This is a genomic window from Propioniciclava soli (assembly GCF_038502305.1).
In the GTDB taxonomy this organism is placed as follows: Bacteria; Actinomycetota; Actinomycetes; order Propionibacteriales; family Propionibacteriaceae; genus Propioniciclava; species Propioniciclava soli.
This window is the reverse complement of the sequence record NZ_CP115965.1, coordinates 1489188-1512961: the sequence shown is the minus strand read 5'-3', so window position 1 is coordinate 1512961 and position 23774 is coordinate 1489188. Positions and strand designations below refer to the sequence as shown.

Sequence of the window (23774 nt, the reverse complement as noted above, 5' to 3'; positions counted from 1 at the left end):
GGAAGTGGAGTTTGAGACCCAAGCGTGCGTGTCGGCGCCCCCCAGGGCGCTTGACACCTCATCCGCCACCCAGAAGGGTGGGCGCGTGAGAGTGGCGATGCTGGGGCCCATTGCGTGGCGGACGCCGCCGCGTCACTACGGCCCGTGGGAGCGCGTCACGAGCCTGCTCACCGAGGGGCTGGTGCGCCGGGGTGTGGACGTGACCCTCTTCGCCACGCTCGACTCGGTGACCTCCGCCAAGCTCGACGGCGTGGTGCCCTGCGGCTACGAGGAGGACCCGACGGTCGACGGACGGATCGCCGAGGCGCTGCACGTCGCCCACGCGTTGGAGCGCTCCGGCGAGTTCGACCTCGTCCACAACCAGCTGGACTGGCTCCCCCTGGCCTTCAGCGGTCTGTGCCGGGCCCCCATGGTGACGACGATCCACGGCTTCTCCGGGCCGGCGATCCTGCCCGCCTACCGCGCCGGTCGCTCTGCCTACATCTCGATCTCGGACGCCGACCGCAGCCCCGACCTCGACTACCTCGCCACCGTCCACCACGGGCTGGACCTGGCGGAGCTGCCCGAGGGCCCCGGCGGGGACGCCCTGGTGGCGTTCGGGCGCATCCACGCCGACAAGGGCACCGCGGACGCCATCGCGATCGCGAGGGCGGCCGGGCGGCGGCTGGTGATCTGCGGGCCCGTGCACGACGCCGAGTACCACGCCCGGGAGGTGCTGCCCCACGTCGACGGCGAGGCCGTCACCTATCTGGGTTCCGTCGGTCCAAAACGCCGCGCGGAGGTGCTGGGATCGGCGGCCGCCCTGCTCCACCCCATCGGCTTCGACGAGCCGTTCGGCCTGGCCGTCGCGGAGGCCATGGCCTGCGGCACGCCCGTGGTGGCCCACCGGCGCGGCTCCATGCCCGAGGTCGTCGACGAGGGGGTGACCGGCTTCCTGGTCGACGAGGGGGAGGGCGGTGTGGCCGCCGCCGCGGAGGCGGTGACGGCTGCTGTCGGCCTGGACCGGGCGGCGGTGAGGGCGCGCGCGGCCCACCGGTTCGGCGTCGAGACGATGGTGGACGGCTACCTCGCCGCCTACGCGCGCCTGCTGGGCTGAGGCTCCGGGCGCATCGCAGCGACCAGGTCGTCGACGGCCACGGACGCCACCGCGATGCGCTGGTCGCCGATCCCGTGGGGCACGAACAGCCGTCGTCGGTGGACGAGCCCCCCGCACGAGAAGACGACGTTGGGTACATACCCCCCGTGGTGCGGGTGCGGCGTCAGCCACGGCTCCTCGAGCCGGGCGATCACGCGCGTCGGGTCGTCGCGATCGAGCAGCAGCGCGCCGAGGCTGTAGACGCGCATCGGGCCCACGCCGTGCGTGAGGACGAGCCAGCCCTCGTCGATCTCCACAGGGGCGCCCGAGTTGCCCAGTTGCCGGATCATCCACGGAGCCCCACCGGGCTCTTCGATGACGGTGGGATCGTCCCAGGTGAGCCCGTCGGCGGAGAAGGAGACACCGTTGCGGGCACCGTCGTGCCGGGTCAGCGCGGCGAAACGCCCACCGATCAGCCGGGGGAAGATCGCCATGCCCTTGTTGGTGGCGGCCACCCCCGCCAGGGGGGTGGACTGGAAGGAGGTGAGATCGGCGCTGGTCAGCATCCGCACCTGGATGTCGCGTCCGTTGTACGCCGTGTACGTCGCGCGGTACTGGGTGCTGCCCTCCTCGTCGGTGAACAGGGTGAACCGGGCGTCCTCCAGGCCGTGGGATTCGTCGTCCACGGCCGGCATCAGCACCCGCTGGTCCAGCCGCGTCCGGGGGTCGAACGCCGTGTAGTAGGCCGAGCGGGACGCGCGCCGCAACGCCTCGGCCTGCCGGTGCGAGGCGGGGTGCAGGAGCAGGTCGGGGGGCAGATCGTCGAAGGCCTGGTCGACGTCCTGGGCACGGATCCGCTCGGGCAGCCGGCCGAGCACGGCCGTGGTCAGCTCACCACCCTCCCCCGCCGCTCCGGTCAGGGCGGCGATCAATTCCCAGGGCAGCGCCGCGGGCGTGATGGTGCCGAGCACCGGCGGCCCGGAGCGCGGCTCGAATCGCCAGCCGTCATCGCCCACGACCCCGGACGCGAACTCGATCGACGACACGTGACCCTCCCCGATCGCCCGCAGGCTGAGGGCCACCCGGAGTTCGTCGGGGCCGAGGCCGGACTGGTCGGGGTGCGGCACGGCGCTGGGGTTGCACAGCGCGGCGCCCTCAAGGGAGAACTCGGCGGTGAACACCGCGCCGAGGACGACGGCGCGGGCGTCGCTGATGTGCTCGCCCCGCGGGGTCAGGGGGTGCGCGTGCTGCAGCAGGGTTTGGCGGAGGGTGCCGTGGTGGAGGGCGAACCGGGCCACGACGTCGCCGGCGAGCCGCTCCACCTCGGCCTCGTCGAGGGCCATGACGCGGGCGACGAGATCGGGTGCGAGGTTGCCGTGCCCCGGGTCGGCGCTGGGCATGAACAGGCGCGCCACGACGCGCTCAGGGTCGGGATCCAGCGTCTGGTCGGCGTGACGGATGACGTGCGGGGGCATGCACAACTCCTTTGCGGCGGGCCTGGAGCAGCACCGACAACGCGGACAGGGTGGATTCCGCGCCCCTGTTCTGGTTGCGCCCGTGCGGCTGCAAGCCATCGTAACCAGCACCGGTGGCCTCGTCGTACAGGCACACGCCGACGTCGTTGTCGCCGGTGAACCACCGCCAGCTGCGGTCGACGGCGACCGACCAGAAGGCGTCCGAGGTGAGGTCGTGGGCGCGGGCACAGGCATCGGCCAACGCGGCCAGTTCGATCGGCTGCTGGTCGAAACCGGGGCCCTCCTCCCCCAGGGCTCGCCCACCCACGGGGGTCACCGAGAAGTGGTCCCCCAGAGTCTCGGCGTCGACCAGGAAGCGCAGCTGCTCGAGCCCGAGGGCGATGAGGTCGGGGCGCGCCAGCGCGGAGCCGGCCGCCAGCAGCGCCTCCGGTAGACGCGCGTTGTCGTAGGCGAGGCGCTCCTCGGGCCAGGGCCCCGAGCCCAGCGCTGCGAGCCAGTCGGCGGCGTCGGCCACCAGGGCGCGGGCCGCCGGGCCGCCCTCCGCCACGGCGCCCAGCACGGCGAGGGCCACCGCCCGGGGGGAGCGTGGCCGGCGGCGCGCCAGCAGCGCGAAGCCCCGCGCGGCGTCGCGTCGCGCCGAGGCGTCCAGCCGGTGGTCGGCGGCAGCCGTCCCCAGCGCCCACGTCGCCCGGCCCCACCAGTCACCCTCCCCCGGCTCGTCCTGCCAGCCCCCCGGGCCCAGTCTGTTGTGGCAGCGACCGTCGGCCGTCACGGCGTCGCAGACCATGCGCAGGTGGACGGCGAGCAGGTCATCGAGGGACGGGTCGGCCGCCCGGCAGAGCAGGACGACGGCCCGCGCGTTGTCGTCCACGCAATAGCCGTGCCCGACGCGGGGGGCGTCCATCTCGGCGTGTTCGAAGAGGGCGCGCGCGTCCGTGAGGCGCCTCAGGTGGGTGAACCTCGGCTCCGGCAGGGTCACCGGGCTTCCCCGGCCGGGTCCCCGTGGCGCGCGCCGAGGAGGGCCGCCGCGACGTCGAGATAGCGTGCCGCCACCGCCGGCCAGTAGAGGGACGCGGCCTCCCGCTGGGCGCTGGCCCGCATGCGATCCGCCTCCTCCTCGTGGGTCAGGATGGTGGTGAGGGCGTCCGCCATCGCCTCCGGCGTCCGATGGGGCACCGTCACGCCCGCCCCGCCGGCCAACAGCTCGACGGCGTGCGGGAAGGCCGTGGAGACGACCGGCACGCCGGCCGCGACCGAGTCGATGAGCACGCCCGAGGTCACCTGCTCGGTGGAGTCGTAGGGCAGCAGCACGACATCGGCGGTGGCCAGCAACGCGGGGATCGCGTCGGTGGCGCGGTAGGTCGCGTCGAAGCGCACCATGTCCCCCACACCCAACTCGTCTGCGCGGCGGCGGAGGCCGTCGCGGTAGCGCTCGCCCTCGCGCGCCACCACCTTGGGGTGCGTCTCGCCGGCGATGAGATAGTGCGGACGGGGGTCGAGGTCGCGCAGGCGGGGCATCGCCTCGATCGCCCACTCGATGCCCTTGCCGGGCCCGATGAGCCCCCATGTGAGGATGCGCGGGCTGGGGCGTTCGTCGGTGGAACGGGCCTGGGCCGGCGGGGCGGCGCCGTGGGGGATGACCACGACGCGTTCCGGGTCGACGCGGTAGCCGCCGAGCAGCCGCGTCCGGGCTGCCTGGGTCATGGTCACGACGGCGTCCGCACGGTCCATCACCCGTTCGAGAACGGCGCGCTGCGTGGTGGAGGGCTGCGTCAGCACGGTGTGCACCACGACGATCACGGGCACCCGAATCCGGTCCAGGACGTCCACCACCTCGACGCCGTCCGGGCCGCCGTAGATGCCGTACTCGTGCTGCACGACGACGACATCGCAGGCGTTCAACTCCGCTGCCGCCCGCCGCCGGCTCAGCTCGTCGCCGGCCCAGAGCTCGCTGGCCACGTCGGGCAGGGCGAGGTGCTCGGGGGCGTCCAGGGAGCGGACCACGCGGATCCCGGCGCCGTGCGAACGCAGAGCGCCGGCCAAGGCGGCGTTGAACGTGGCCAACCCACACAGGGTGGGCGGGTACGAACTGAGCAGACCGATCTCCATGGTGCCAATCCCCTCTGGCCAAGCCGAGCGTCACACGACGACTCCCCGCCACCCTAACCCACCCTGGCGAGGTGGGATGGGCGTCCGGCGCCGCCTCGCTCCCGGCTGCCAGGTGCCACCGTCCGGGCGACGCGCCGGCTCCGGCGCAACTCACACTCCGGTATGTGCCTCAAACTCCGCGACCGGAACCGGAGTGTGAGACCACAGTGTGCGTGTCGGCCCGCATCTGCGGGGCTGGTGGGGCGTGCGGGGCTCGAACCCGCGACCCAGGGATTATGAGTCCCCTGCTCTGACCGGCTGAGCTAACGCCCCCAGCGCGCCACCACCCTACTGGCAGCCCAGCTGCCGCGGCCCGTGCCCCACCCCCGCCCGCCCCGCGGCCAGGGATGCCAAATTCGCCGTTTCCCCTTACACTCCTTCTCGCGCCGGGGGGACGCCTTGAGTCGTCGTCGTCCCCGAGAGGCATCCCCCGTGTTGCACGCCGCCCCCGAGGTCCGTCGCCCAGCCGGCCACACCCGCCGTCTGGTCGCCCTCGTGGTCGCGTTCACCCTGGCTCTTCTCGGGCTGCCCGTGATCACCGTGCTCAACGCCACGCCCGCCGCGGCCGCGACGCCGGGGTGCGATTTCGCCGACCGGGGTGGCGTCGGGAGTTACCGTGACCGGATCTGCTGGGTCAACCTGGCCGACTTCAGCAACAGCACCGTCAACTCGGCGAACGGCCAGACCGTCACCCAGACCCTGCCGGGCGGCTTCACCCTCACGTTCAACTTCGGCGCACCACCGGTACCGGCACGACCGCGTCCGCGAGCGCCACACCGACGTGGTACGACACCGCGTCGGGGGAGGGCGCGGCCATCGGCAACACGGCGTACCTGGGCATCGAGGGACAGCCGGTGTGGTACGTCACGGCCGGCTCAAGCCTCAACGAGACCTTCCGCGTCTCAGGGGTCGTCCTGCGCAACCCGGCAGGAGCCCAGATCACGAACTTCGCCCTCATCGGGGCCGACGGCGAGTCCACGGACGCCGCCGGCTCCCTTCGGGAGTACATCCGCTTCTCGGTGCAGAACACGACGGTCTCGGTGCTGGAGAACGTGCCCTCGGGCACCGGTGCCCTGGCCTGCACGGGTGGGCTCACCACCACCTCCACCTCGATCGACGGCGTGGGCAACGTCGCCAACCCGGGGGCGCTCATCGTCCAGGCCCCCGCCACGAGCAACATGTCCATGGACGTGCGCCTCAACCGCCCCTCATTCGGCGCGCAGGGGTTCATGTTCGGCGTCTACCTGCCCACCATCACGCTGCGCAAGAACGTGAACGGCCTCGTCAACGCCTCCGACGCCTTCACCATCCGCGCCACCCCCACGGGTGGGACCCCCATCACCGCGACCACCTCGGGCGCCAACTCGGCCACCACCGGCTCCGCCATGGGATTCATCGGCGGCGCCGTCACCCTCGACGAGGTGGCGGCCAACGCCGGGACCGACCTGAGCCGGTACTCCCAGTCCTGGTCCTGCACCAACGCCGCCACCGGATCCGCCACGGTGCTTCCGGCCCAGGGGACGACTGGCACGAGGGTGTCCATCTCACCCACCACGGCGAACGACAACATCACCTGCATCCTCACCAACACCGCGCCCCCACCGGCGATCTGCATCGTGAAATCGGCATCGATGACGTCGTTCTCGGCCGCGGGCCAGCCGGTCGCCTACTCCTTCGTCGTCACCAACTCCGGCGGCCAGACGTTGACGGGCGTCCGGGTCGCCGACCCCCTGAGCGGGCTGTCCGCCGTCTCCTGCCCCACGACGACGCTGGCACCGGGGGCGTCCACGACCTGTACGGCGTCCTACACCACCACGGCGGCGGACGTGACCGCCGGCCAGGTCGCCAACACCGCCACGGCCGCCGGCACGACGCCCACCGCACAGCAGGTCACCGCCACCAGCACCCGGGTGACCGTCCCCTACGTCGCGAGCTCCGACCTGGTGGCCGACAAGTCCGTCACCGTCGGCGCGGCCACCCCGTTCGTGCCGGGCCAGCAGGTGAGCTGGACGGTCACCGCGCGCAACAACGGCCCGTCGGTCGCCACCAACCCGACCATCTCCGATGTCGTTCCGAACGCGGTCACCAACCTCGCCGTCAGCAACGTCTCCGCCGGCTGGACGTGTTCGATCGCGGGCCAGAACGTCAACTGCAACGCCGCCAGCCTCGCCGTCGGCGCCACGGCCTCCATCCGGGTCACCGGCACGCTCGACCCGGCCCACACCGGCCCGTTGACGAACACCGCCACCACGTCCTCCTCCTCGGGCGACCCCAACACGGCCAACAACACCGACTCCGAGACGACCGCCACCGCCCCGAGTGCCGACCTGTCGTTGGCGAAGGCCGCCACGACCTCCCCGCTCGTCGCCGGCTCGCAGGCCACGTGGACGCTGACCGCGACCAACGCCGGCCCCTCCACAGCCGTCACCCCCACGATCACGGACACCCTGCCGGCCACCGTCACCGGCATCACCGCGACGACCGCCACCACCGGGTGGACGTGCGCGGTGAGCGGGCAGACGGTGACCTGTTCGGCGTCCTCGCTCGCCCCCGGCGCCACCGCGGCGGTCACCGTCCGCGGCACGGTCGCGTCCACCGCCAGCGGGTCGCTCGTCAACACCGGTGCGCTCACCTCGAGCACTCCCGACCCGGCCGGCGCCAACAACAGCGCCTCGGTGACGACGCCGATCACCCAGGCGGCCGACCTGCTGGCGGTGAAGTCGACGGCCGGCGCCACGTCGTTCACCCCCGGTGGCACCGCGTCGTGGAACGTCACGGTCACCAACAACGGCCCCTCCGTGGCCACGGTGGTCAACCTGTCCGACGCCGTGCCCGCCGCGGTCACGGGCCTGGCCGTCACCGCCCCCAGCGGTGTCACGTGCTCGACGACCGGGCAGAACGTCACCTGCACCAACCCCTCCTTGGCCTTCGGCGCGTCCTTCACCGTCACCATCGCGGGCACCCTCAGCCCGAGCTTCACCGGCACGCTGGTCAACACCGCGTCCGTGACCGCGGCCACGACCGATCCGGTGACCACCAACAACTCCTCCACCACGTCGACGCCCACGGCCCCGCGCGCCGACCTCGTCGCCGCCAAGACCCACGTCGCGGGCACCACGCCGGGCCAACCGGTCAGCTGGCGCGCCACCGTGACGAACAACGGGCCCTCCACGGCGGCCTCCCCCACCCTCACGGACGCCGTGCCCGCGGCCGTCACCGGCATCACCGCCACGGCCCCGAGCGGGTGGACCTGCACGGTCTCGGGCCAGAACGTCAACTGCTCGGCCGCCAGTCTGGCGCCGGGGGCGTCCGCCACCGTGCAACTGTCCGGCACCCTGGCCGCCACGGCCAGCGGAACGCTCACAAACAGCACCAGCGTCGCCTCCGCGACCACCGACCCCACCTCGGCCAACAACACGGCCAGCGCCTCGGTCACCCTCACGCCGAGCGCCGACGTGGCGGTGACGAAGGCCGCCACCAGCACCTCGGTCACGGCCGGCGGCACGGTCACCTGGAACCTGGACGTCGTCAACAACGGCCCGTCGGTGGCGCGGGACATCGTGCTGACCGATGTGGTGCCGGACGCGGTGAGCGGCATCACGATCACGACCGGCCTGCCCCAGGGATTCTGTTCGCTGAGCGGGCAGACGGTGACGTGCACACCCAACACCGACTGGCCCGTCGGGGCGTCCGCCCGCATCACGATCAGCGGCCGCGTGTCGCCCACCGCCACCGGATCCCTGGCCAACACGGCAACCCTGACCACGTCGACGGCCGACCCGGCGCCGGTCAACAATTCCGCCACCACGACGACGCCGATCACCGTGTCGTCAAACCTGCTGGCGGTCAAGTCCCAGGCCGCCCCGAACCCCGCGGTGCCGGGCCAGCCGGTCAGCTGGTCGGTGACGCTCACCAACAACGGCCCCTCGGTGGCCACGGCCCCGGTGTTCTCCGACACGGTGCCGGCCTCGGTCACCGGCGTGGCCGTCACGACGCCCGCGACGGGTTGGGCCTGCACGGTCGGCGCCGGCAACGCCGTGGCGTGCGGCGCCCCCACGCTGGCCGCCGGCACCTCGGTGACGTTCACGGTCACCGGCACGCTCAGCCCGAGCCACACCGGCACGCTCACCAACACCGCCACCGTCAGCTCAGCAACCACCGACCCGCTGACGACGAACAACAGCTCGACCACGTCGACGCCCACGTCCCCCAGCGCCGACCTGGCCGTCACGAAGTCGGCGGCCTCCCCCACCCCGCTCGTGCCCGGGCAGCCGGCCAGCTGGACGATCACCCTCACCAACGCCGGCCCGTCGACGGCCCTGGCCCCGCGCATCACCGACACCCTGCCCTCCGCGCTGACGGGCGCGACCGCCGCGCTGTCCGACGACGCGTCGGCCGCGGGCTGGACGTGCACCGTGAGCGGCACGTCGCTGGGCTGCGGCGACGACGCCCTCGCCCCCGGCACCAGCGTCACCGTGACGGTCACTGGCACGATCGCCGCCGCCACGACCGGCCAGGTCACCAACAGCGTGAGCGCCTCGAGCTCGACCACCGACCCGGTCACCGGCAACAACAGCGCCGCGGTCACCACCGCCACGGCCCCCAGCGCGGATCTCGGCGTCGGCAAGCAACTGCTCACCGCGTCGCCCGCCGTGCCGGGCCAGACCGTGAGCTGGCGCGTCACCGTCACCAACGGCGGGCCCTCGACGGCCACCGGCGTCACGACCACCGACGCCGTCCCCGCCGACGTGACCGGCGTCGCCGTCAGCGGAGTCCCGGCCGGCACCACCTGCTCGGTCCAGGGCAGCACGGTCACCTGCACCACGGCCACGCTGGCGCCCGCCGCGAACACGTCGTTCGTGGTCACGGGCACGCTGGCGGCCTCCCACACCGGCGACCTCACCAACGCTGCCGCAGTCACGGCCAGCACCGCCGACCCGGTGTCGACCAACAACAGCGTCGCCCTCATCACCCCCACCGCCCCGAGCGCCGACCTGGGCATCACCAAGTCGGGCGCGACGCCCAACCCGGGCGTCGCCGGCCAGCCCGTCTCCTGGACGCTGACCGTGACCAACACCGGCCCGTCGACCGCCACCGGCGTCAGCGTCGCCGACACCCTGGCCGGCGACGTCACCGGCATCACGGCCACGACCGCCGCGCCGGGCTGGTCGTGCACGGTGACCGGGCAGGATGTCGGCTGCGCCGCCGCCTCGCTCGCGCCCGGCACCACGGTCACGGTCACCGTGCGCGGCACCCTGGCCGCCACCCACACCGGCGACCTCGCCAACACGGCCACGGTCGCCAGCACCACCCCCGACCCGACTGCGGCCAACAACACTGCGACGGCCACCACGCCGACCACGGCGCGCGCCGACCTGCTGGCCGTGAAGTCGGCCGCCACGCCCAACCCCGCCGTGCCCGGGCAGGCGGTGAGCTGGACGGTCGCGGTCACCAACAACGGGCCCTCGGTGGCGCTGGATCCGACGTTGACCGACACGCTGCCCGCCACCGTGACCGGCATCGGGGCCACCACCGCCGCGGCGGGCTGGACGTGCTCGGTGACCGGCCAGACCGTCGGCTGTGAGGCCGCGTCATTGGACGCCGGGGCGTCCGTCACCGTGACCATCACCGGAACCCTGGCCGCGTCCCACACCCGCAACCTCGTCAACACCGCCAGCCTCGCCTCGGCCACCACCGACCCGCTCACCACCAACAACTCCTCGACGGCCTCGACGCCCACCGCCCCGAGCGCCGACCTGGGGCTCGCCAAGGAACTCATCGGCGAGGCGGTGCCGGGGAGTTCGGTGACGTGGAGGCTGACCCTCACCAACGCGGGCCCGTCGACGGCCGTTGCGCCCCGGCTGAGCGACACCCTGACGGGCACCGTCACCGGCGTCACGGCCACTCCCGACGACGCCAGCGCAACCGCGGGCTGGACCTGTTCGGTCGGCACCGGCAACGCGGTCTCCTGTGCTGACGACGCGCTGGCGCCGGGGGCCTCGGCCACCGTCACGGTCACCGGGACGCTGGCGGGGACGGCCACCGGAACGCTGACGAACACGGCGACCGCCACCTCGAGCACGACCGACCCGGTGACCGCCGACAACGCCGCCACCGTCGCGGTGCCCCTCACCCCCCGGGCCGACCTGACGATGGCCAAGACGGTCTCCCCCACGAACCCGGTGCCGGGTCAGCGGGTCGCCTACACCCTCACCGTGGAGAACCTGGGCCCGTCGGTGGCCACGAACATCGTGGGCAGCGACACGCTGCCCGATGCGCTGACCGCCATCACCGTGACGGCATCGTCGTCCGCGATCACCTGCACCACCACCGGCCAGACCATCACCTGCGCGGCGGCCGCCCTCCCGGTCGGCACCGTCGGCACCATCACCGTCAGCGGCACCCTCGACCCCTCGTTCACCGGCACCTTGGCGAACACCGCCCAGGTGGCGGCCGACACCGCCGACCCCGTGCCCGCCAACAACACCGCGGGCGTCACCGCCACCACCGCGCCCAGCGCCGACCTCGCGGTCGCGAAGAGCCCGGCCTCGCCCAACCCGGCGGTGCCCGGCCAGCCGGTCAGCTGGACGGTCACCCTGACCAACGTCGGCCCCTCGACCGCGGTGTCCCCCGCGATCACCGACCAGCTGCCCGCGTCCGTCACCGGCGGCACCGTCACGGGCCCCGCGGGCTGGACCTGTGCCGAGGATGCCGCCACCGCCGGCCTGTGGGGCTGCGGGGCGGCTACGCTCGCCGCGGGCCAGAGCGCCACCTTCACGATCGCAGGGACGCTGGCCTCCGACACCACGGGCACCCTGACCAATGGCGTCACCGCCACCAGCGCGACCTCCGACCCGGTCACCAGCAACAACGCCGCCACGGCCAGCACCCCGACGGCCCCGAGCGCCGACCTGTCGGTCGTCAAGACGCTCGACACACCCGCGGTGCCCGGCGAACGCGTCACGTGGACCCTGAACCTCGGCAACGCCGGCCCCTCGGCGGCGCGGGACAAGGTCGTCACCGACGTCATCCCGGCCACCATCTCCGACATCGAGGTCGTCGCGACGTCCGACCACGCCTTCGGCTGCTCGTTGGCCTCCCAGTCCCTCACCTGCACCGCGGCCTATGTGCCTGCCGGCGGAACGTCGACCGTCACCCTCTCGGGCCTGCTCGACCCGACGGCGACCGGCACCCTGACCAACACGGCGCGCATCAACACCAACACGGCCGACCCCGATCTCACCAACAACGTCGCCACGACCAGCGACCCGATCACCCCGGACGCCGACATGGCGGTCACCAAGACCTTGGTCGGGGACGCGGTGCCCGGCGAACAGGTGACCTGGCAGATCCAGATCATGAACAACGGCCCTTCCGCGGCGCTCGACAAGCGGGTGGTGGACGTGGTGCCCGCCGGCGTCACGATCGTGAGCGCCACGAAGGACTCTGGGGAGGGCCCCTGCGCGGTCGATGGGCAGACGATCACCTGTGCCACCGACCGGCACGAGGTGGGCCACCTTGTCACGGCCACGGTCGTCGGCGAGCTCGACCCGTCGTTCCGCGGTGCCCTGACCAACGCGGCCACCGTCAGTGCTTCGACGCCCGACAGCGTGCCCGGCAACAACACCAGCAGCACCACCGCGGACGTGACCCCGAGCGTCGATCTCGCGCTCAGCAAGAGCCAGGCCAGCCCCAACCCGGCCGTGCCGGGTCAGCCAGCCACGTGGACGCTCGTGGCCACCAACAACGGCTCCTCGACCGCCACCGGCGTGACCCTCACCGACGTGATCCCCGCCGGGGTCACGGGTGCGGCCCTCACCACCACCGCCGCCGGCTGGTCGTGCACCGCCACGACGTGCGCCGACGGCACGATGGCTCCCGAGGCGTCCGTCACATTCACGGTCACCGGAACCCTGGCGCCCGACCGCACCGGCGATCTCATCAACACGGCCACGCTCACCGCCACCGAGACCGACGCCGACCCGTCCGACAACACGGCCACCGCCACGACGCCGAGCACTCCTCGCGCCGACCTGACGGTCAGCAAGAGCCCGGCCTCGCCGAACCCCGCCGTGCCCGGCCAGGCGGTGAGCTGGACGGTGACCGTCACCAACCTCGGTCCGTCCACCGCGACGGGTCTCGCGCTGGCCGACGCCCTGCCAGCCCAGGTGTCCGGCGCCACCGTTTCGGCCCCGGCCGGCTGGACGTGCACCGGCACCGACACCCGCCGCTGCACGGCGGCCGCGCTCGCCCCCGGCGCCTCGGCCACGTTCACCGTGACCGGCACGCTGGCCCCCACGGCCACCGGCTCGCTCACGAACGCGGCCACGATCAGCGCGGCCACCGCCGACCCCGTGACCACCAACAACGCCGCCACGAGCACGACGCCGACGGCGCCGAGCGCCGACCTGCGCCTGAGCAAGGCCCTGGCCTCGCCCGCCCCGGTCACCCCGGGCGCCACCGTGAGCTGGACGCTGACCCTCACCAACGCCGGGCCGTCGACGGCGGCGTCCCCCTCGATCACCGACACGCTGCCCGCCGGCCTGACCGGCGTCGCCACCACCACCCCGACGGCCGGGTGGAGCTGCACCGCGGCCACCGGCAACCTGACGTGCGGCGCAGCCTCCCTGGCCCCGGGCGCCACCGCGAGCATCACCGTCTCCGGCACCCTCGACGCATCCGCCACCGGCACGCTGACCAACACCGCGACGGCCACCGCGGCCACCGCGGACCCGGACACGAGCCAGAACACCGCGTCCGCGACCCACGAGCTCGCCCCCGCGGCCGACCTCGCGGTGGCCAAGCGGCTGACCGGCGACACACCGGTCGCCGGCGGGCCCATCGAGTGGACGGCGCGCGTGACCACTGCTGGCCCGTCCACCGCCGTCGCCCCCACCTTCACCGACGCGGTCCCGGACGACGTCACCGACGTCACGGTCACCCCCTCGGACCCGGCGTGGACGTGCTCGCTCGACGGCCAGCTGGTCACCTGCACCGACCCCGACCTGCTGCCGGGAGCCACGCCCATCGACCTCGTCATCGCCGGCACCCTGTCCCCCACCCACGTCGGTGAGATCACCAACACCGGCGAGATCTCCGCCGCCACCGCCGACCCGGTCACCGCGAACAACACCAACGCCGTCACGACGAACGTCGGGGTCGAGTCCGACGTCTCCCTGGTCAAGAGCCTCGCGACTGGCGGCACCCCCGGTGAGGCCATCGCCTGGACGCTGGTCGTCGCCAACGCCGGGCCGTCGGCGGCCACCAACCCGGAGATGCTGGACCGGGTGCCCCCGGCCGTCACCCGTGTCACCGCCACCCCGGACGAGGACGCCATCGCCGCCGGCTGGACGTGCACGGTGACCGGTCAGACCGTGGACTGCACCGCCCAATCGCTGGCCACCGGGGCCACCGCCACGATCACCGTGGCCGGCGTCCTGGACCCGGCCACGACCGGCACCGTCTCGAACACCGCGTCGGTGGTGTCGGAGTCGACCGACCCGGCACCCGGCAACAACGCCGACACCGACGTGGTCACCACCGTGGCCAGCGCGGACACCGGCATCACCAAGACCAACGGCTCCGCCGACCCCGTCACCCCCGGCGAGCGCGCCAGCTACCGCCTGCAGGTGCACAACGACGGCCCCTCGGTGGCCCGGACGGTGACGGTGACCGACGAGGTCCCCGCCGGTCTGGGGGACATCACGGCCGACGTCAACGTGTCGGGCTGGGAATGCGACGTCACCGACAACACGGTGACCTGTTCCGGCACGGAGCTGCCCGTCGGCGCCGACGTCTTCCTCACCATTTCGGGGCTCCTGGACCCGTCGGTCACCGAGGACTTCAGCAACACCGCCACCGTCACCTCGACCACGCCGCACCCCCACACGGAGAACAACGTCTCGACGGTGGAGACCCAGGTGGCGCCCAGCGCCGACCTCCACCTCACCAAGTCCGTCGGTGCTCCCAACCCGGCGGTGCCGGGTGAGGCGGTGACCTGGACGATCGACGTCGCCAACCTCGGCCCCTCCACCGCGACGGATCTGCAACTCACCGACGCCCTGCCCGCCGGGGTGACCCCGACCGAGGTGACCGGCGACGGCTGGGCCTGCGACACCGGCACCGCCGGTTGCACCCTGCCCAGCCTCGCGCCGGACGCGACCTCGACCGTCACGGTCACCGGCCGCGTGGACGCCGCGCGCACCGGCGTCCTCACCAACACCGCCACCGTGACGGCGGCCACCGACGACCCGGAGGCCGAGGACAACACCGACGCCAGCGACACCCCCGTCGCCGCCGAGGCCGACTTCACGCTCACCAAGGCGCGGACGACGCCCGCACCCGCCGCCGCCCCCGTCGCCGGGGAGACGATCGCCTGGACCCTGACCGCGACCAACGAGGGTCCGTCGGTGGGCGTCCGCCCGGTCGTGACCGACGTGCTGCCCGCCGCGGTCACCGGTGCGAGCGTCACCGCGCCCGACGGCTGGGCCTGCACGGTCGCCTCCGGTCGTGTGACCTGCACCGGGCCGGACGCCGTGGCCGTCGGCGCGTCCGCCGACATCACCGTGTCGGGAACCGTCGCCGGCTCGGCCACGGGCACGCTCACCAACAACGCGACGCTCGCGGCGTCCACGACCGACCCGGACCTGTCCGACAACGCCGCGTCGGTGAGCGACACCATCACCACCGACGCCCAGGTCAGCCTGACCAAGACCCTGGAGCCCGCCACGGCGACGGTCGTCGCCGGGCAGCGCGTCTCCTTCCGGCTCACCGCGAGCAACGCCGGGCCCTCCGATGCCACCGGACTGGTCCTCACGGACGCGCTGACGCCGGGCCTCTCCGGGGTGCAGCTCGTGTCGTCGGCCACTTGGCTCTGCTCCACGACCAGCACCGATCTCTCCTGCACCCGCCCGACGCTGGCCGCGGAGACGTCCAGCTCCGTGGTCTTCTCCGCCGTCGTGGACGCCGACTGGATCGCCGCGCAGGGGCCCGAGCTGACCAACACCGCGACGCTCACCACCGCGACGCCGGACAGCGGGGGCACGGCGGACGACACGGCCACCCTGACCGCGCCGGTGACCCGCAGCGTGGATCTGCAGGTCGTCAAGAGCGTCGGCTCGCCCAACCCCGCCGTGCCGGGTGAGACCGTGACCTGGACGGTGACGCTCACCAACCGCGGCCCGTCCACCGCCTACGGCGTCTCGCTGGCCGACGCGTTGCCGGCCGGGACGAGCGCCGGCACCATCAGGACCGATGCGGCCGGTTGGACGTGCGACGACACCGCCCTCACCTGCGCCGCGGACGCCCTGGCCCCCGGCGTTCCGGTCACCGCGACGGTCACTGCCACCGTGGACGCCGACCGCCTGGCCCCCCTGGTCAACTCCGCCACGGCGGCGTCCGACCTTCCCGACGCCCTGCCGGCCGACAACACCGCCTCCAGCTCCACGCCGGTCGCCCCCGCGGCCGACCTGGTCGTGACGAAGGACCTCGAGAACGATCCGCCCGTCCCCGGTACCCGGCAGCGTTGGACGGTCGTCGTCGCCAACGCCGGCCCCTCCACGGCCGTCAACCCCCGCCTGGCGGACACGCTGATCGGCACCCTGAGCGGGGTCACGGCGACGGTCGACCCGACCAGCACGGCCCCCGGTTTCGCGTGCACGGTGGCCGAGCTCGAGGTCGCGTGCACCGCACCGTCGATCGCTCCGGGGACGAGCGCGACGATCACGATCGAGGCCGACCTGGCGCCCAACGTCACGGGCACGCTCAGCAACGTGGCCCGGCTGGGCTCGGACACGGCGGACTCCGACCCGTCGGACAACACGGCCCGCACCGACGACGTGAAGGTTCCCGAGGCCGACCTGCGCGTCGCCAAGGAACTCCTCAGCGACGCTCCGCTGCAGGCCGGCACCGAGGTGACCTGGCTCGTCACGGCCACCAACGACGGCCCTTCGACCGCCGTCGATCCGGTGGTCTCCGACGCCGTGCCCTCCCCCGCCACCGTCACCACCGTGCTGCCCGACACGGCGGGATGGACCTGCACGGTGACCGGCCAGGACGTCGCGTGCTCGGCCCCCACCCTGGCCCCCGGCGCGACGGTGACCTTCGCCGTCTCGGCGCTCCTGCCCCCCGCCACCGCCCCCGGCTCGTCACTGACGAACACCGCGACGGTCTCCACCGCCACCGACGACCCGTCGGACGAGGATGACACCGCCTCGGTCACGACCGAGGTGGCGGCCACCGCCGAGCTGGCCATCGCCAAGACACAGGCAACCCCGAACCCTGCCTCCCCCGGTGAGGCCGTGGCCTGGACGGTGAGCGTCAGCAACCTCGGGCCCGCCGTCGCCACCGGCGTCACGGCCACCGACGAGGTCCCCGATGGGGTCTCGGACGTGACCGTCGACGCGGCGTCGCCGGCGTGGGCGTCCTGCACCGTGGTCGACCAGCGCGTGACGTGCGCCGACGCCACGCTGGCTCCCGGCGAGTCGCTGAGCCTCACGTTGGGCGGCACGCTCGACCCGTCCTTCTCCGGTCCGCTCGCGAACACCGCAACGGTGGCGGCCGACACCCCCGACCCCGGCGTCCAGGCCAACACCGCGACGTCGGTGACGCCCGTGGACGCCGACGTGGCCCTCCGCGTCACCAAGACGCCCGACCGCGCGGCCGTCGTGGCCGGGCAGGCCATGAGCTGGACCGTCGTGCTGACCAACGACGGGCCCGCCACCGCGTTCGCCCCGAGCCTCGTCGACACCCCGGACCCGACGATCACGGTGAGCGGCGTCGTCGTGACCGATGCCCCTGATCCGGCCGCCTGGGCCTGCACCCCCGGCACCACGATCACGTGCACCGGCGACCAACTGCTGCCCGGGGCGTCCGTGACCGTCGTCGTCACCGGCACCGTGGCCCCCGACGCCGTCGGCGCCGTCGGCAACCGCGTCGTGGGCGGCGCCTCGGACGCCGAGGGCGACCCGGTGTCCGTCCGCGCCGAGGCGTCGACGCCCGTCGGCCAGGAGGCCGACCTGCGGGTCGCCAAGACCCCGTCCGCCACGACGTTCACCCCGGGTAACCAGGCGTCCTGGGACGTGGTGGTGACCAACGACGGGCCGTCGGAGGCCACCGACGTGGTCGTGAGTGATGCGCTGCCCAACGCGCTGCTGGACGCCACGGCGACCAGCAGCGACCCCGCGGTGAGCTGCTCGGTCTCCACCACGCAGGTGAGCTGTGCCCGCGGCGCGCTGGCCGCGTCCGCCACGTTCACCGTCACGGTGGCCGGCCGGGTGGACCCCTCGGCCGTCGGAGAGCTGGCCAACACCGCGACGGTGGCGTCCCTCACCACCGAACGGGATCCGGATGACAACTCCGCCACCGCGACCACCCCGCTGACCCCACTGGCCGACCTCGCGATCGGCAAGGCGGAGATCTCCGGCACGGTCGTCCCGGGTGAGTCCGTGACCTGGCAGCTGACCGTCACGAACGCCGGCCCGTCGACCGCGACCGACCTCGTGGTCACCGACACCCCGCCGGCCGTCGTCGGCGACCTCGTCGCCGTGGCGGACGCCGCCGGCTGGGCCTGCGCGATCGCGGACGGCACGATCACGTGCACCGGGGAATCGCTCGTGCCGCGTGCCACCAGCACCATCACCGTCACGGGCACCCTGCTCGACCCCTTCCACGTCGGGGTGCTGACGAACACCGCCGCGGTCACCAGCGCGACGGCCGAGGACGCCCTCGGCGACAACGAGGCGAGCAGCACGTCGGAGACGTTCCCGGCCGCCGAGGTCACGATCGACAAGATCGCCCCCGCCACCGCCGTGCCCGGCGAGCCGGTCACGTGGACCGTCGTCGCGATCAACAACGGCCCGTCGGCCGCGCGCGCCATCGTGGTGACCGACGCGGTGCCGGCCGCCGTGAGCCTGACCGAGGTCAGCGGCGCCGGCTGGGACTGCGCGGCGAGCACCGCGACCGTGGTGGAGTGCGCGGGGCCGGACCTGGCGCCGAACGCGAGCGCGTCCTTCACCCTCACGGGCACCCTGGACGCCGCCGCGACCGGCCAACTCGACAACGCCGCCACGATCAGCACCTCGACCCCGGGTGACGACACGGGCAACAACACCGACGCCACCCGCTCGACGATCACGCCGCTGGCGGACCTGTCGGTGGCCAAGACGAGCCCCCAGGCCTCGGCGGTGCCCGGTGAGCGCGTGAGCTGGACGATCACGGCGACGAACGCCGGGCCGTCGGTCGCCCGGGATGTGTTCGTCCGCGACACCCTGCCACCCGTGCAGTCGGGTTTCACCCTCGACGCGGTGCCCGACGGCTGGACGTGTGACCTCTCCGGCCAGGAGCTGACCTGCGCGGCCGACAGCTTCGCCGTCGGCTCGGCCAGCATCACCGTGAGCGGAGCGCTGGACCCGTCGTTCGCGGAGGAGTCGCTGACCAACACGGCGACGCTCAGCGCCACCACGACCGACCTCGATGACACCGACCTGTCGGCGGACGCGAGCCTGCCGGTGAGCCCCCAGGTGGACGTGGCGCTCACCAAGAGCGTGGCCTCCCCGTCGCCGGCGGTACCGGGCCTGCCGGTGCAGTGGACGCTGAGCGTGACCAACATCGGGCCGTCCTTCGCCCGAGACCTGGTCGTGACCGACAGCCTCCCCGCCAGCGTGCTCTCACCCGCCGCCTCCGCCAACGCGGCGGGATGGGAGTGCGCCGTGGCCGGGCAGGACGTGACCTGCGCGGCGGCCGAGTTGGCCGTCGGCGCGGCGGTGACGATCACGGTCTCGGGAGTGCTGGCGGAGTCGACGCTCGGCGCCGTGACCAACACGGCCAGCGTGACCGTCGCCGACGATGTCGATGCCGACAACAACGAGGCCTCGAGCACCACCGCCACGGTGCCGACCGCCGACCTCGCCGTCACCAAGGAGGCGGTGGACGTCGTGTTCGTGCCCGGCCGCGCGGCCCAGTGGCGCATCACGGTCACCAACAACGGCCCCTCCACAGCGCTCGGGGCGCGGTTCACCGATGAGCTCGGTGCCGGGCTGACAAACGCCACCGTGGCCCCGGAGGACCCGGACGCCCCGGGTGCGGCGGACTGGGACTGCTCGGCGTCCACCGCCGCCGTCGCCAGCTGCACCGCCGGCGCCCTGGCTGCGGGGGCGGCCATGACTTTCCTCGTGGGCGCCGACCTCGACCCGGCGACGACCGGGGCCGTGGCCAACGCGGTGGTGCTCACCAGTGCGACGTTCGACCCGACGCTCGGCAACAACGCCAGCGCCACGTCGACGGCCACCACCGGGCTGGCCGACCTGACGCTGGTGAAGTCCGACCCCACCCCCAACCCGCCGGTCGCCGGCGAGGAGGTCTCCTGGACGCTCACCGTGGGCAACGCGGGGCCGTCGGACGCCCGGGAGGCCCACGTGGTCGACACGTTGCCGGCCGGGTTGTCCGACGTGACGGCATCGTCGGACGACGCCGGCTGGTCGTGCTCCGTGGCGGGCGGGCGGGCCGTCTGCGACGGTGAGCGCCTCGCCGCGGGCGCGACGGCCACGGTGACCGTGAGCGGTGTGCTGGCCTCCGACCTCACCGGTGAGATCAGCAACACCGCGAGCGTGTCCTCGCCGGTGGAGGACCCTGATTCGTCCGACGACTCCGACACGGTGACCTCACCGGTGCGCGCCCTGGCCGACCTGGCGGTGGCCAAGGAGCTCACCAGCCCGCCCCCCGCGGTGCCGGGCTCCCCGGTGACGTGGACGCTCACGGTGACCAACAACGGGGCCTCGCTGGCGCGCGCGGTGACGCTGACCGACCTGGTGCCGGACGTCGTCGGCGGCGTCCAGGTCACGACCACGGCCCCGGCCTGGACGTGCGGGGTGGCCGGCCAGAGGGTGGACTGCGCGGCGGACGCCCTGGCCGCGGGTGCGTCGGTGACGATCACGGTCGCGGGCGTTTTGGACCCCGCCACGACCGCTGACCTGGTCAACACGGCCTCCGTGGCCGCCTCGACCACCGATGAGGTGCCCGGCAACGACACCGCAACCGCGAGGACGCCCGTGCAGCCCACGACGGCCCTCTCGCTCACGAAGAGCCAGACCATCCCCAACCCCGCCATCGCCGGTGAGGCCGTGGAGTGGGCGCTGACGGTCGTGAATGCGGGTCCGTCGACCGCGACCGGCCTGACTCTCGACGACGCGGTGGTCTCCGACGTCGAGCTGGTCGGCGTCCGCACCGCGGCGCCGGGCTGGGTGTGTGCGGCGTCCGGTCAGGACGTGCACTGTGACGCCGCGACCATGCCGGTCGGCAGCGCCATCACGGTGTTCGTGACGGGCGTCGTGCGGTCCGACCTGGTCGGGACGCTGCCCAACACGGCCCTGCTCGGCCAGGCGACGCTCGACCCGGACGACACCGACAACAGCGCCACCTCGGAGTCCCCGGTGGCCCAGCGCGCCGACCTGTCGGTGAGGAAGTCGGCGCCGACCCCGGCCGTGCCGGTGCCCGGCGAGGCGGTGAGCTGGGACGTGACGGTGCGCAATGCCGGGCCGTCTCTGGCGCTCAACGCCTTGCTGGCCGACCGCGTGCCGGACGGCGTGGGCGACCTGACGGTGACGCCGGGGGCGGACGCGGCCGGCTGGTCCTGTGCCGTGGACGGCCAGGAGGTGTCCTGCACGGCAGCGACGGTGCCGCTCGGCGCGGAGGCGACGATCACGATCGCCGGCGTCCTCAGCCCGGACTTCTCGGGTGACCTGGTGAACGCCGCCAACGTGACCAGCGACACAGTCGACCTCGACCCGACGGACAACACCGGCGTCGCCCGGGCGGCCACGCAGCCGCGGGCCGACCTCGTCCTGGTGAAGGCAGGGCCGGCCACCGCGCGGGCCGGCGATCCGATCACGTGGACGCTCACCCTCACCAACGCGGGCCCGTCCACGGCGCTCAACCCGCGCGTGGTCGACCTCCCGCCGTTGGAGCAGCTCAACGACGTGGTGGCGAGCGTGGACGACCCCTCTTGGTCGTGTGAAGCCACGAACACGGGGCCGGACTGCTCGGGCGAGCGGCTGGCACCGGGGGCCAGCGTCGTCATGACGGTCAGCGCCGTCATCGACCCGGCCTTCGTGGGGACGTTCCGGCAGAACGCGACCGTGGATGCGGCCACCCCCGACCTCGACGATGCCTCGAACGTGGCGTCCGTGGACACCACGGTGAGCGCGGTGGCCGACCAGGGGGTGACCAAGACGTTGGTCTCCGAGGAGCCGGTGGTGCCGGGCGAGAGCGTGGCGTGGCTGATCCGCGTGGTGAACCTCGGGCCGTCGTTCGCCCGCGACAGCGTGGTGACGGACGCCCTACCCGCCGGTCTTACCGAGGTGACGGTGACCACCTCGGCGGCCTTCGGGTCGTGCGCGGTGGCGGACGCGACGCTGACCTGCTCGATCCCCGAACAGGGCGTCGGCGAGGCCAACGCCGTGGAGATCGTGGTGGGCGGCACGCTCGCCTCCGACGTGATCGGTGACGTGACGAACACCGCCGAGCTCACGTCGACCACCCCGGACCCGTCGACGGGGAACGACAGCTCAACGGTGGTCGTCCCGGTGACGCCGCGCCCGGATCTTGCCGTGACCGTGTCCCAGGGCCAGCCCGACCCGGCGGTGGCCGGCGGTGTGGTGGCGTGGGACCTGGCGGTGGCCAACGTCGGACCCTCCGATGCGAGCGATGTGGTGCTCACCGCCGTCCTGCCCGCCGGGGTCGCGGACGTGACCACGCTCGACCTGCCGGACGGCTGGAGCGTGACGGCCACCCCGGACGCCTCGGGCACGACGACGCTGCGCTTCAGGGCGGCCCGCGTGGCCGCCGGCGCGACCCTGGCGTTCCGGGTGAGCGGCGTGGTGGACGCGGACGCGACCGGCCAGCTGGCCGTCACCGCCTCGGTGGCCACCGGGCTGGATGAACCCGTGCTGGCGAACAACACCGACGCCACCAGCACCCCCATCGTGAGCAGCGGCGGCCTGGAGGTGGTCAAGACGGCCTCGACCGACGTCGCCGCGGGCGTGGGCGCCGTCGTGGACTACACCGTTCTCGTGACCAACCCCGGCCCGAGCACGGTGGACGCCATCACCGTGACGGACGCCCTGGCCACCGGGGTGGAGCTGGCCGTCACGTGCCCGGCCACGAGCCTGGCGGGGGCGGCGTCCATGACGTGCGCGGTGGCCCCCTACACGCTGACCCAGGCCGACGTGGACGCCGGGGGCGTCCTGAACGGCGCCACGGCGACCGGCACACTGCCCGACGGCGTGGCGGTCACGGGGGCCGGGGCGGCCACGGTCGGCGTCGAACTGGCGCCCGGGTTGGCCCTCACCAAGAGCGGCGTGTACGCCGATCGCGGTGTGGCCGGCGGCACGACCGATGACGTGGTGACGTGGACGTTCACGCTCACCAACACCGGCAACACGACGGTGCGCGATCTGGGCGTCGACGACCCGCTCGTGCCCGGCGTCGTGGTGCCGGTGTCCACGCTGGCGCCGGGGGCGTCGGTGACCGTGACGGCCACGACCGGGGTTGCCGAGGGGTGGATCACGGCGGGGCAGGTGCGCAACATCGCGACGGCCACGGGCCTGGCCCCGGCGCCCTGCCCGACCTCGACGGCGGACCTCGTCGCCCTGGCCGCCGTGCTGGCGTGCCACGCGAGCCTCGAGGCCGTGGCGGCCACGGTGGTGGACGTGCCGGCCGCCCCCGTCGTTCCCCCGACCCCGACCTTGTCGCCTTCGCCAACGGCCACGCCGACGCCGACCGCCGGGCCCACCCCGGCACCCAGCCCGACCCCCACACCGGCACCGGTTCCGCCCCGGTTGCCGCAGACCGGAACCGACACGACCCTCGGCGCCCTCGCGGCGGGCCTGGCCCTGCTGCTGGCCGGCGGGTTGCTGCTCGGGTACCGGCGCCGATCCACCGATGACAAGGAGTGACCCTGTGAAGATGCCGTTCCCCACCCTCACCGGAACCCGGTGGTGGCGCCTCGCGCTCGCGCCGGCCGTGGCCGCCCTGGTGCTGCTGAGCGGGTGCACCGCCCCCCCCCACGGCACCGGACACAA

General features: G+C 73.6%; 5 protein-coding genes and 1 tRNA gene. 2 read left to right on the top strand and 4 right to left on the bottom strand.

Annotation, left to right across the window (positions count from 1 at the left end; translation table 11 throughout):
• The first annotated feature begins 85 nt into the window (after window positions 1-85).
• Window positions 86-1096: a glycosyltransferase family 4 protein gene (locus tag PCC79_RS06880; RefSeq protein WP_332836155.1), complete on the top strand. Its 1011-nt coding sequence runs from the start codon at window positions 86-88 to the stop codon at window positions 1094-1096.
• Here the strand turns inward: PCC79_RS06880 and PCC79_RS06875 are convergent.
• The 4 genes from PCC79_RS06875 to PCC79_RS06860 form a co-directional block, all read right to left on the bottom strand.
• Complete coding sequence (locus PCC79_RS06875) at window positions 1075-2550, bottom strand: hypothetical protein (RefSeq protein WP_232548173.1); 1476 nt, start codon at window positions 2548-2550, stop codon at window positions 1075-1077. The genes PCC79_RS06880 and PCC79_RS06875 overlap by 22 nt on opposite strands.
• On the bottom strand, window positions 2498-3529 hold the full coding sequence (locus tag PCC79_RS06870; protein ID WP_232548174.1) for a hypothetical protein: 1032 nt from the start codon (window positions 3527-3529) through the stop codon (window positions 2498-2500). The genes PCC79_RS06875 and PCC79_RS06870 overlap by 53 nt, the downstream gene beginning before the upstream one ends.
• The gene (locus PCC79_RS06865; protein ID WP_232548175.1) at window positions 3526-4659 is read right to left on the bottom strand and encodes a glycosyltransferase; all 1134 of its coding nucleotides are present in this window, start codon (window positions 4657-4659) and stop codon (window positions 3526-3528) included. The genes PCC79_RS06870 and PCC79_RS06865 overlap by 4 nt, the downstream gene beginning before the upstream one ends.
• Window positions 4660-4894: 235 nt before the next feature.
• Window positions 4895-4971, bottom strand: a tRNA-Ile gene (locus tag PCC79_RS06860).
• 581 nt (window positions 4972-5552) lie between these two features.
• Between PCC79_RS06860 and PCC79_RS06855 the strand changes: the two genes are divergently transcribed.
• The gene (locus PCC79_RS06855; protein ID WP_342373383.1) at window positions 5553-23648 is read left to right on the top strand and encodes a DUF7507 domain-containing protein; all 18096 of its coding nucleotides are present in this window, start codon (window positions 5553-5555) and stop codon (window positions 23646-23648) included.
• Window positions 23649-23774: the final 126 nt, after the last annotated feature.

Excerpts from the sequence above, each read along its gene's own strand:
- PCC79_RS06875 (WP_232548173.1), bottom strand. The coding sequence starts at position 2,550 with ATGCCCCCGCACGTCATCCGTCACGCCGACCAGACGCTGGATCCCGAC.
- PCC79_RS06865 (WP_232548175.1), bottom strand. The coding sequence starts at position 4,659 with ATGGAGATCGGTCTGCTCAGTTCGTACCCGCCCACCCTGTGTGGGTTG.